11 protein-coding genes are annotated in these 12,325 nt (G+C 36.8%); 7 read left to right on the forward strand and 4 right to left on the reverse strand.

Going from position 1 to position 12,325, the window contains the following annotated elements; genetic code table 11:
* Positions 1-110 precede the first annotated feature (110 nt).
* Both AC3Y25_RS12230 and AC3Y25_RS12235 read right to left on the reverse strand, forming a co-directional pair.
* Entirely contained in the window at positions 111-872 is a 762-nt protein-coding gene (locus AC3Y25_RS12230; protein ID WP_489902928.1) for an alpha/beta hydrolase, read from the reverse strand.
* Between the two features lie 103 nt (positions 873-975).
* Positions 976-1,392: an OsmC family protein gene (locus AC3Y25_RS12235; protein ID WP_095929114.1), complete on the reverse strand. Its 417-nt coding sequence runs from the start codon at positions 1,390-1,392 to the stop codon at positions 976-978.
* A gap of 479 nt (positions 1,393-1,871) precedes the next feature.
* On the opposite strand from AC3Y25_RS12235, the gene AC3Y25_RS12240 reads away from it, so the two are divergent.
* The 7 genes from AC3Y25_RS12240 (at position 1,872) to AC3Y25_RS12270 (ending at position 10,066) form a co-directional block, all read left to right on the forward strand.
* Positions 1,872-4,430 (forward strand): hypothetical protein, encoded by a 2,559-nt coding sequence (locus tag AC3Y25_RS12240; protein ID WP_489902929.1) that lies wholly within the window; start codon positions 1,872-1,874, stop codon positions 4,428-4,430.
* 452 nt (positions 4,431-4,882) lie between these two features.
* On the forward strand, positions 4,883-5,296 hold the full coding sequence (locus AC3Y25_RS12245; RefSeq protein WP_489902930.1) for a cupin domain-containing protein: 414 nt from the start codon (positions 4,883-4,885) through the stop codon (positions 5,294-5,296).
* Between the two features lie 397 nt (positions 5,297-5,693).
* Positions 5,694-6,680: an alpha/beta fold hydrolase gene (locus tag AC3Y25_RS12250; protein ID WP_489902931.1), complete on the forward strand. Its 987-nt coding sequence runs from the start codon at positions 5,694-5,696 to the stop codon at positions 6,678-6,680.
* A 109-nt stretch (positions 6,681-6,789) separates the two neighbouring features.
* The gene (locus tag AC3Y25_RS12255; RefSeq protein ID WP_489902932.1) at positions 6,790-7,200 is read left to right on the forward strand and encodes an organic hydroperoxide resistance protein; all 411 of its coding nucleotides are present in this window, start codon (positions 6,790-6,792) and stop codon (positions 7,198-7,200) included.
* A 102-nt stretch (positions 7,201-7,302) separates the two neighbouring features.
* On the forward strand, positions 7,303-8,040 hold the full coding sequence (locus AC3Y25_RS12260) for a DUF1223 domain-containing protein (RefSeq protein WP_489902933.1): 738 nt from the start codon (positions 7,303-7,305) through the stop codon (positions 8,038-8,040).
* 261 nt (positions 8,041-8,301) lie between these two features.
* Positions 8,302-9,318, forward strand: coding sequence for a sensor histidine kinase (locus tag AC3Y25_RS12265; RefSeq protein WP_489902934.1), 1,017 nt, complete (start codon positions 8,302-8,304; stop codon positions 9,316-9,318).
* A complete protein-coding gene (locus tag AC3Y25_RS12270; RefSeq protein WP_489902935.1) occupies positions 9,299-10,066 on the forward strand; it encodes a LytR/AlgR family response regulator transcription factor in 768 nt (255 codons plus the stop codon). The genes AC3Y25_RS12265 and AC3Y25_RS12270 overlap by 20 nt, the downstream gene beginning before the upstream one ends.
* 209 nt (positions 10,067-10,275) lie before the next feature.
* On the opposite strand, the gene AC3Y25_RS12275 is transcribed toward AC3Y25_RS12270, so the two are convergent.
* Both AC3Y25_RS12275 and AC3Y25_RS12280 read right to left on the reverse strand, forming a co-directional pair.
* The gene (locus AC3Y25_RS12275; protein ID WP_427873565.1) at positions 10,276-10,671 is read right to left on the reverse strand and encodes a DoxX family protein; all 396 of its coding nucleotides are present in this window, start codon (positions 10,669-10,671) and stop codon (positions 10,276-10,278) included.
* 589 nt (positions 10,672-11,260) lie between these two features.
* Entirely contained in the window at positions 11,261-12,322 is a 1,062-nt protein-coding gene (locus AC3Y25_RS12280) for an NAD(P)H-dependent flavin oxidoreductase (protein WP_489902936.1), read from the reverse strand.
* Between the last annotated feature and the right edge of the window lie 3 nt (positions 12,323-12,325).

Below are 12,325 nucleotides of genomic sequence, written 5' to 3' on the forward strand. Positions count from 1 at the left end.
TGTTATTTCTCATCGCAACAAAATTTATTAAAGTTAAATTTTGTTACCGAATTATCTAACCTTTACAGAAATGACAATATTGTGGATAGTTTAGAATTCACCATTCACCATTACTTAGACGCTTCAATAATCACATTCGCCACTTTCTCTGGTTGAGAAATAAATACCACGTGGCTACCTTTAATTTCAGTGATTTTGGTGTTAGAACGTTTGTACATGGCGTACTGAATACTCGGAACGATACTTTTATCTTCAGTCGCTACGATTCCGTAAGAAGGTTTAGTTCTCCAAGCGGCTTTAGTTATCGGAGTTAAAAAACCTTGCGCATGAAAAGCGCCTTGCGAAGCATACATAAAATCGGCTTGTTCTTTGCTCAAGTCTCCCGCAAAACCCGCATGGAATTTAGCTTTGTCATAATACGCAATTCCTTTTTCATCTGGAGGCAATACACCATTTTCTGGAGCTGGAGGAGCAGTTTGCAACCATTGAACAGAATTTTCACCATTATCAGGCTGTAAAGCCGCTACATAAACCAAAGCTGCTACTTTAGGATGATTTCCAGCTTCTGTAATTACTGTTCCTCCCCAAGAATGTCCAACTAAAATAGTGGGTCCGTCTTGTTTGTCTAAAGCTAAATTTGTGGCTTTAACATCATCTTCTAAAGAACTCAACGGATTCTGAACGATGGTTACATTATAGCCTTTTTTAGTCAAAACTTTGTATAAACCTTGCCATCCAGATCCATCTGCAAATGCACCATGAACCAATACGACATTTTTAATTTTAGGATTAGTTTGTGCGTTTACGTTTGTGAATGCCAAACTAAAAATTAGTATTGCGAATGCTAAAAAGCTTTTAAATATTGTTTTCATTTTATTTAGATTTTAAATTTGAATAGAAATTTCAATTTTGAAAATTCCAAATTCCAATTTTCCATTCAGACTTGGAATTTGGGATTTTTGTATTGGGATTTATTTAAAGTAAAGTGATTGATAAAGTAATCTCAGTATTCAGCAATTTAGAAATTGGACAAATTTCTTTTGCTTTTTGAGCGGTTTGCTGAAACTCTTCGGCAGAAATTCCAGGTACTTTTCCAGTCAATTCTAACTGAATTAAGGTTATAGTTCCGTCTTCAAAAGTTACTTTAGCCGTTGTGTCTAAATCTTCTGGAACGAAGCCAGCCTCAGATAATAAAAAGCTTAACTGCATAGTAAAACACCCAGAATGTGCCGCTGCGATTAATTCTTCAGGATTGGTTCCAACACCTTGCTCAAAACGAGTTTTGAATGATAATTGGGCATTATCTAAAGTTGTGCTTTGTGTACTGATGGTTCCTTTTCCTTCCATTCCTGTACCTTTCCAGTTTGCGTTTGCTCTTCTTGTAAATTTCATGATTTCTATTTTTTAAAGTTATTTTTTAAGATGTTCAAATCATTTCTTTGATTTTGATGAGACAAAGGTATAGGGAAGGTGTTTATTAATCAAATTAATAATTTTTAGTAGTTATAAAAATAATTTATAACTATTGATTAGATTGAGGTTAGAACACAAAAGACTTTAAATAATAATTTCACAAGAACTTCCTTTTGAAAATGACTGCCCTAGCCCTGATAGTAGCGGCATCCTTTTGTGGCGGGGTTCGACACAAAAGATATAGCGGATAGCAGGAAATAGCTTCTAATTAATATCAATGCTTCATTTTATAAAGGCAGATTAAAATCTCAGTTCAAGAAAATAAGGATCATTTAGCTTATTTGGTTTCAAATTATAATGTGAAACAAAGTAAGTGGCTGATTTTTAGTTTTATTTATGCGGTGAATTTAATTTTATACGAAAGAATTTTATAAGACGATCGAGAAAATAAGTTTTCAATGAATAATCTAACTTTTAAATTTATGAGAAATGCTTTTCTAATATTTGGAGTTTGTTTGAGTGCAATTTTGTTCTCCTGCAAAAAAGATAAAAATACTGAGCAGTCAAGTTCTGAAACTGGAAAGTCTGAAACTGCCGACTCTACATTAATTGCAGATCGTGGTTGGCCTCGCGAAGCCGAAAATAACGGGACAAAACTGGTTTATTATCAGCCTCAGGTAGACGATTGGAAAGATTTTAAAGAAATTACTGCTAGAGTGGCTTTTTCGCTGACTCCAAAAGATGGAAAACAGGTTTTGGGTGTAGCTTCTCTAAAAGCGGAAACATTGGTAGACAAAGACAACCGAAGCGCTTTTATAAAAAATCTTCAGGTAACCGATGTGCGATTTCCTGCTTTAGACGAAAAGAAAGTTCCTGAAATGGAAAAGCTGTTTAAAGAAACATTGCCACAGAGCGGAGATCCTATTTCCGTAGATCGCATTTTGGCAGATTTAAGTCATACCAAAAGTCCGCCAAAAGGAATTGCGGCTAAAAACGATCCTCCTGCGATTTTTTACAGTACGAATCCATCGATTTTGCTTATCGTGCAAGGCGAACCAGTTTTGGTGCCTGTAGAAAAATCGGATATTCAATATGTGGTAAATACCAATTGGGATTTGTTTTTTGATAAAACCACAAAAGATTATTATTTATTGGTGGAGAATATCTGGCTGACTTCGAAAAATATTGCGGGTAAATGGACAAAAACAACCCAATTGCCTGCGGGTTTAAGCAGTCTGCCTTCGGGTCAGAATTTTGATGATGTTAAGAAAATGATTCCGCCTCCGTCTTCTGGTGGAGCTCCAGAGGTTTTCTACAGCAATAAACCTGCAGAGTTGATTGCGATAAACGGAAGTCCGAAATTCGTTAAAATTCCAGGGACGAAATTGTTATACATTGACAATACCGAGAATGATATTTTTGCCGATGAAAACAAAGGTCAGTATTATGTATTATTGTCAGGAAGATGGTTTAAGTCAAAAGAGTTAACTGGACCATGGAGTTATGCCAGTAATAGTCTTCCTGCCGATTTTGCTAAAATTCCTAAAGATTCTCCGCGTGCCAATGTGTTGTCATCGGTACCTGGAACGCAGGAAGCTAATGATGCGGTAATGTTATCGCAGGTTCCAACAACGGCTATTTTAAAGAAATCGGATGCTGAAGCGAAAGTAAAAGTATCGTATGATGGTGGAACACCTCAATTTAAACCAATCGAAGGAACCAAAATGCAATATGCAAGCAATACGCAAGAGAAGATTATAAAAGTGGGAGATTTGTATTATTTGTGTTTTCAGGCGGTTTGGTTTATGTCGACAAGTCCGAACGGACCTTGGAAGACATGCGATTCTGTTCCGCAAGAAATTTATACGATTCCGCCAAGTTCGCCAGTATACAATGTAACGTATGTAACGCAAACTACAACCGATACAACGGTAGAAAGCAGTGCAACAGCAGGTTATTTGGGTGCTTTTATTATTGGTGCTACATTTGGCGCGATATTGACTTATGGCACAGGATGGTATTATCCGCCTTATATGTATTACGGCGGACTGTATCCAATTTATCGTCCGTGGCCTTATGCGTATGGAGGAGGAGCGGTTTATAATCCGTGGACTGGTGGTTATGCAGCTGGAAGACGCGTTTACGGACCTTATGGCGCTGCTGGAACTTCGGCTTGGTATAATCCTGCAACGGGAAGATATGGGCGTTCAGCAAGTGTTCAGGGTTGGTATGGCGGGCGCACTGCTGCAAGTACTTATAATCCGTGGACGGGTAATTATGCGAGAACGAATCAAGGGCATAATGCGTATGCACAATGGGGACATTCGGCTGCTACAAACGGAAATCAGTGGGCGCAGACAGGTCATATTACAACGCGACGAGGAACAGCAATTGGTTATGAAACTTCGGGCGGAAATAAAGGTGTAATTACGCATAGAAGAGGCGGAGGAACTACGATTCATACCAATAATAATGTGTACGCTGGTCACGATGGACATGTTTATAAAAGAGATGCCAACGGAAACTGGAGTCATTATAATAATGGAAACGGTGGCTGGACGCAAGCCGGAACTTTGGGTTCGTCCAAAAAAGCGGGCGATGCGATTCAGCGTAATAAGCCCAATCAGGGAATTGGTGCAAATGGCGCGGGAGAACGAATTCAGCGTGACAGACCTAGTGAAGCACTTGGGGCGAATGGGGCAGGAGAGAGAATTCAACGTGATAATTTGCCAAAAGCGGGTCAAAACCTAGGAGGCGAAACCCGAATAGGAGACGGAATTCAGAGAGATAATTTCCCTAAAGCAGATCAAACCCTCGGACAGCCAAATAAACCGCTTGGAGAAGCTGGTCATCCAGATGTTACAAACGATCTTAATCGATCAGCGCTTTCTAGAGATCGCGGAGAAATGCAAACGCGTAATTTCCAAAATATCCAAAGAGATGGAGGCCATTTTAATGGTGGAGGTTTTGGCGGTGGCGGTTTCAGAGGCGGAGGCGGCTTTAGAGGAAGAAGATAAAAGTGAAGGTTAAATTTAATTCAGAAAATCAGGATGGTGGTAAAACACTAATCCTGATTTTTTTTTGCTCATTTTGCCACAAAGGCAGGAAGTCACAAAGGCTTTACATGCTGTTTATTTAATCGCAAAGAGCGCAAAGGTTTACGCAAAGCACACAAAGATATTTTTAGAGTCAAACTTATTATAAGTATTGAGAACACAAAGCTGTGAGAATAAAACTTTGCGACTTCGCGTCTTTGCGAGATTATAAACTTCGCGAACCTTGCATAAATCCTTGCGCTTTTTGCGGTTAATCTCTCAAACATTTTATCTCTCAAAATTCACAACTCACGGCCTGTCCATTTCACCTTTGAGTTTGTCCGTTTCAACTATTTTCTGATTTCGTATGAAGGGTTATCGAAATACTTTTGACTAAGAAATTAATGAAAACAAATAATTTAAAATCAGAAGTTATGGAAACGAAAAAACAAAAAACATGGGTTATAATCGCAATTATTGTTTTAGGAATCATTGCCTTTTTAGTTCCGAATCAAATTACAGCACAAACAGGCGTTAAACGCATCGATTTGCAAAAACACGATCTAAGCGTTCCGGGACGCGAAATGGTTCAGGCACGAATCGATTTTGACGGACATTCGGCTTTTGGGAAACATTCTCATCCGGGCGAAGAAGTGATTTACGTGGTTGAAGGTTCGCTGGAGTATCAGATTGAAGGAGAAAAGCCGGTGACACTAAAAGAAGGCGAAGTACTTTTTATTCCAGCGGGTGTGGTGCATTCGGCTAGAAATAATACAAATGCGAAAGCATCAGAACTGGCGACTTATATTGTGGAAAAAGGTAAGCCAATACTTGTAATGAAAAAATAGTTTCAAGTTGAAATGCGAGTAGTTTTTTAACGCAAAGTGCGCAAAGGATTTTCGCAAAGGACGCGAAGTTCTGTTTAAGAAGAATGCCAATAGACATTAAGTTCGCAAAGCTTTGTGTGAATGTTGGGCTTTTTAATCTCGCAAAGTCGCGAAGTCGCAAAGTTTTATTTATACAGCTTTGTGAACTTAAAAGAAACTTAGTTTCAACTCAAAAAAATCTTTGTGATCTCTGCGAATCCTTTGCGCCCTTTGCGTTAAAATTATCTCAAATTAAAGCCTGTCCATTTCAACCTAAAGTTTGTCCACTTCACCTTTTTTTACCTTTTAAAACAAACAATGTCAAGATACCTTTGACGAAGAAATTAACTGATAATCAACTAATCAAAAATAAAAAATTATGAAAACACTATCCAATATTCTAATCGCTATTCTTTTTATGAATGCAGCTTTCACTCAAGCACAAACTTCAAAACAAAAAACAATTGAAGTAAACAGTTCACTAGGAACTTTAAAACAAATTAATGCCGGATTATTAAACGTGGGCTATACTGAAGCAGGTCCATCAAACGGAACTCCAGTAATATTGCTTCACGGCTGGCCTTATGATATTCACAGTTATAATGAAGTCGTTCCGATCTTAGTCGCAAAAGGTTATCACGTTTTTACACCATACTTACGCGGATTTGGAACTACGACTTTTTTTTTGAAAGATACTTTCAGAAACGGTCAACAAGCTGCTTTAGCCAGTGATATTATCGCTTTTATGGATGCACTTAAAATTGATAAAGCTGTAATTGGCGGTTTCGACTGGGGAGCGAGAACTGCGGTGGTAGTATCGGCACTTTGGCCAGAACGCGTAAAAGGTTTGGTTTCAGTAAGTGGTTATTTGGTGGTGAATCTAGAAGCAAATTTAAAACCGCTTCCTCCAACAGCTGAGTTGGGATGGTGGTACCAATATTATTTCGCAACCGAAAGGGGAAAACAAGGTTACACTCAAAACACTTACGATTTCAATAAACTAATCTGGAAAATCGCTTCTCCGTTATGGAATTTTGACAAAGCAACTTACGATCAAACGGCTCAATCTTTTGATAATCCAGATCATGTAGCGATTGTGATTCACAATTACAGATGGAGACAATCTCTAGAAGCAGGTGAAGCTAAATACGATTCTTTAGAAAAACGTTTGGCAGCAAAACCAGAAATTAAAGTGCCAACCATTACAATAGGAAGTGATTTTGACGGCGCTTTCGCGGATGGAAAAGCGTACGCCAACAAATTCACCGGAAAATACGAACACAGAGTTTTAAAGGGAATCGGACATAATGTTCCGCAAGAAGATCCAAAGGCGTTTGCACAAGCGATAATTGATGTCTCTAAGTAAATTCCAATTTTTAAATCCCAAATTCCAAATTCAATAGCAATTGCAATAGCAAAAAGCAATATCAATAAACATTTCACTTTTTACAAATAACATTTTACACAAAAAAATCATGGAAACAAAAGTTTTATACACAGGGAAAACACATACAACAGGCGGTAGAGAAGGGGCTTCTCAAAGTTCAGACGAACAATTGAATATCAAATTAAGCGCACCAGGATCTTCACGTCCAGGAACAAATCCGGAGCAATTGTTTGCTGCGGGATGGTCGGCTTGTTTTATTGGAGCTTTAGGAATCGCAGCTTCTAAACTTGGGGTTCGACTTCCAGCCGAAACTGCTGTCGACGCCGAAGTAGATTTGTGCGTAACAGAAGGAGAATATTCTCTTCAGGCAAGATTAAATATCAGCCTTCCTGGAATTGATACTCAAACGGCAGAAACTTTGGCGGCGCAAGCGCATCAGACTTGTCCATATTCTAAAGCAACGAGAGGGAATATAAACGTTGAGATTAATATTCTTTAATAGTTTTAAGTTATGAATTATGAGTTATGAGTTGATGCGATAACTCAGCTCTCAACAAACCTGACAGGGTTTTAAAACCTGTCAGGTTTAATAAATTTAATTATGAAAAAGATAAAAATTTTAAATGGATTTATAATGCTGTTTCTTTTAATTGGAAATAGCGTTTTGAGTCAGAACTCAGATAAAAAAGGTTTTGCACTTTTAGAATTATATACTTCCGAAGGCTGTTCGAGCTGTCCGCCTGCTGATGAATTGCTTGGAAAAATTCAGAATGAATACAAGGACAAGAACGTTTATGTATTGGCTTATCATGTAGATTATTGGGACAAGCAAGGCTGGAAAGATATTTTCAGCAATGCTGATTTTACCAAAAGACAATACGATTACGCAAAATTTATGGGAAAAGAACCGATTTATACGCCTCAAGTAATCATTAACGGAAAAACTGATTATATCGGTTCTCAGGAAACTAGTCTCAGAAACGGAATTAAATCAGCACTTTCAAAGCCAGTTTCGACGAGTTTAAATTTAGAGGCAAATCAAAATGAGAATTCACTTTCTGTAAATTATAACGTCGAAGTCACTTCAAAAAACAGCCGTTTATTGCTTGCAGTTGTTCAGAAAGAAGCCAAAAGCAATGTAAAAAGAGGCGAGAATGCGCATCGGGTTTTATCGCATTATCAAATTGTTCGTAATCTCCAATCTGTAGATTTAAATAAAGCCAAAAAAGGAACAGCATCAATTCGTCTTCCTAAAAATTATAATGCGCAGGATTTCGAAATCATTGGTTTTGTTCAAGATATGAATTCAGGTGCTATTTTGGGAGTAAAGAAGGCTTAGTTTTTTATTTCACGCAGATTTAAAGTGATTTTAGCAGATTTTGCAGATTTTTTTTGATTCTAGTTTTCCGCCCTGTTTGTCATCCCGAGGAACGAGGGATCTCCGTGAGTAGCTCTACAAAATGAGAATAAAAAAAACTTTGCGCCTTAGCGACTTTGCGAGATTAAAATTTATCTGCGCATATCTCCTAAAATCAGTAAAAATCTGCGTGAAATCTTTTTCAAATAAACTTATCTTTGATCATAACTAACCAATTACAATATGGAAAAAACAAAACGTTTTCAGGTTTCGCTCAAAGTCATTTGGGGAAGTTCAATTGCATTGGCGGTCATGGCTTCGATACCTAAATTATTTGATGCCGATTCTACACCTGGAGACCTTATTATAAATTCTTCGATTACGTTGTTATTCTCCCTTTTTATATGGTATTACAACATTTACAGTTTACCAAAATTTTCTGCTAATCATGCCAATAAAAGCCTTTTTAACTGGAAGCTTTTACTGAGTGTTATTCTAGGGATTGTCTTAATGGTGATTTTGGTAATCGCGCATCAGGAACTGTTTCAGGTTTCAAAAATGGATGCACCAATCATGTTCGAACTTCGCGGAGTTTTAATCAACTTGATTGTATATATGTTCCTACATCTGCTTTTTCAAAATTATCAGACACAGCAAATGGGAGTTGAGCTAGAACGCACAAAAGCTGTAAACCTTGGCGCTCAATACGAATTATTGAAACAACAGGTAAATCCGCATTTTTTATTTAATAGTCTGAATACGCTAAAATCTATGGTCGATATCCAAGATCCGCAGAGTTCTGATTTTATCTTGAAATTATCCGATTTTTACCGTTTTACGCTAGAAAGCCGAAAAATGGATTTGATTCCGTTGAGCGAAGAAATTCAGATTCTGGATTCGTATGTGTATTTGCTGAAAGCGCGTTTTGAAGACGGATTTGTTTTAGAAAATGAAATCGATCCAAAGCAGTACGATTCGGCAATTCCACCTTTTACTTTACAATTATTAATTGAAAACTGCATCAAACACAATGTTGTTTCTTTAGATAAACCTCTCACAATAAATCTTTATACAGAAAATGAGTTTTTGGTAGTTGAAAATAAAATTCAGCTCAAAAGAGGCGCTGTGTCTACAGGTGTTGGTTTAGATAATATCAATCAGCGTTTTATGCACCTGATTCATAAAGAAATTGAAATTGACAAAGACGAAACTACCTTTAAAGTAAAAATACCACTAAATTATGACTATCATAATAATTGAAGATGAAGTAAAAACGGCCAAAGCACTTGGTCAATTAATTCTGAGCATCAGACCCGATGTTCAGATTTTGTCTTATATACAAAGCATTGACGGCGCAGTAGATTATCTTTTAGAAAATGATCAGCCAGATCTTATTTTTATGGATATTCAACTAGCAGACGGTCAGTGTTTTGAGATTTTTAAGAATGTTGAGGTTTTGTCGCCTGTCATTTTCTGTACCGCTTTTGATGATTATGCCATCGAAGCATTCAAATCAAACGGAATTGATTATGTTTTGAAGCCTTTTTCAAGAGAAAGCATTTCGCAGGCTTTAAAGAAAGCGGGAGAATTGAAAAACTTCTTTCAGAGAAATAAAAAAGTAATGCCCGATTTTGATTATTTATTGACCAGAAATGGCGAAAATAAAGGAAAAAGCAGTTTTTTAGTTTTCAAAAACAATAAATATCAGACGGTTTTAACCGAGAATATTGCGTTTTTCTACATCAAAAATGAAACGCCGACAATTATGACTTTAGACAAAAACGAATATCCGTTAACGCAGTCTTTAGATGAGATTCATAAACTTTTATCGCCAATTCAGTTTTTTAGAATCAACAGACAATATTTGGTTAATTTTTCGGCTATACGAGAAGCAGAACATTATTTCTCGCGAAAAATAATTGTAAAACTAAGTGTGCCAACAGAAGAAAAATTATTGGTAGGAAAAGAAAAAGCAACGGCATTTTTAAGCTGGTTAGAAAACCGATAAAACCAATTAATTTATCTTTTTTCAGACAAACTAATTGGCTTGATTTTACAATCCTGGAAACATAAAACAGCTTATAAAAAATAAAGCTGAAAGTAAAAAACAGAGAATTAGAATGATCTTTTTCATTGTGATTTATTGTAGAGAATTAGACAAAAAATAATAAAATGCCTAATATCAATTATTAGGCATTTTATTTTGATATATTTTCTTTAGTTTATTTCTGATGGAGTATAAGTTGCGGTGTATAATTTTCTATACATAGCATACGTAACACTTACCATTACAAAGGCAATAATGGCATCGGTTGCTGCGCCAAAACCTAAAACGGCAATTTTGGAAAAGAAAGCAAAGATAATATCGAAAAATACACCTGCGAAAACCCATTCTTTCAATCGTAATAATTTGTTCGGAATTAAAAGCGTAATGACACCTGCTACTTTAAAAACGCCAAGGATATAAATAAAATGTGCTGGATAACCTAATTGCTGTGTAATACCCCAGACCAATGGATTATTTGTTAATTCGAAGAAACCGCTTGCGCCAAACCATAAAGAAGTTAATACTGCGCCTGTCCAATAGATAATTTTTGTTGTTTTTGAGTTCATGATTTTGATATTTAAAGTTATTTAACGGTACAAATGTGCGTTGAAAGCCTTAAAAACGAAATCGAAATTATGTTGAAACGGACAAACTTCGGGGTGAACTGGACGCTGCTGGGCTTGGTATTTTTTAACGCAAAGTTCGCTAAGGTTTTTTTAATATTAAATGCTGGAGATTTTAAGTTCGCAAAGCTTTGTGAAGAAAATCGATGTGTTTTTTAGCGCAAAGTTCGCTAAGGTTTTTTTTACACAAATGCTGGAGATTTTAAGTTCGCAAAGCGATGTGAACAAAAAAGATATGAAATTCTCGCAAAGTCGCAGAGGCGCAAAGTTTTTTATTTGTTAAAGCCATAGATTAAACAGATTAAAAGGATTTATCTCTCGCAGATTTGGCAGATTCATTGGGATTTTTTAATATTAAAAATATAATCTGCTCAATCTGCCAAATCTGCGAGAGGTAAAAAACTTTGCGACTCTGCGACTTTGCGAGATTAAAAAAGTTTAAGCACAAGCTTAACAGCTAGTAAGACCTTTGCGAACTTAAAATCTCCAGCATTCATATAAAAATAACCTTCGCGAACTTTGCGGTAAAAAACTACACTGACATTTCAGCAATTAGAGCCAGCATTAATTCGCTAGCTTTATGGTATTTTAAATTGCTTGTATTTTGTCCTGACCAAAAACTAATCATGTCGGTTCTTCCTTGAGCGAGTGCGGCTACTTTTAAAGGGGCGATTAATTTGGTTTGAAGAGGAAAAGGAAGTACTTCCGTTTCAAAAGGAACAGCGTCAGAGATTTTATTGCTAATCATTCGGCCCATCCTTCCTGTAAGCGATTTTGAAACCGTAGTTGGAACATTCGGATGAGTAAACAGCATTTCTTTATGAACAGGCGTCGCGCCCGATTCATCTGTGACCATAAAAGCAGTTCCTAATTGTACAGCATCGGCACCTAAAGCCATTGCTGCTTTTATTCCTTTTGCGTCTATGATTCCGCCTGCTGCAATGATTGGTGTTTTGGTTTTAGCTTTTAATTGCTGTACAAGACTGAATAATCCTGTAAAAGAATCTTGTGCCGGTTTTAAGAAAGAAGGTCTGTGTCCGCCCGCTTCAAATCCTGCAGCGATAATTGCATCTACTTCGGCATCTTCTAGCGCAAGCGCTTCTTCTAAAGTTGTTGCCGCGCCAATGGTTTTTATGCCTAGTTTTCGGCTTTCTTTCAGTATTTCTTTTGACGGAATTCCGAAAATAAAACTGAAAACAGCGGGTTTCAGTTCGAATAAAACTTCTACTTGTTTTTCAAATTTAGAAGGAATGTTCGAAGATAAATCAGGAAGCGGAATCCCTAATTCATCAAAATACGGTTTAAAATTCTGTTTTATCTTTTCCAGTTTTTCTGGAGGATAATTTAGAAGTTCTTTGTCCACATCATTAACCCATAAATTGATATTGTAAGGTTTAGAAGTAGCAAGTTTAATTTCTTTTCCAGCTGCTCTAATTTCTTCAGGTGTGAGTGTGTAAGCGCCATAACTGCCTAATCCGCCTGCATTGCTTACAGAAGCCAATAGAGCGGCAGTTGAAAAACCACCGCCCATTGGACCTTGTAAAATTGGATACTCAATACCTAGTAATTGTGTTATTTTGGTTGAATTCCACATTGT

This window comes from Flavobacterium sp. LK-23 (genome assembly GCF_058135255.1).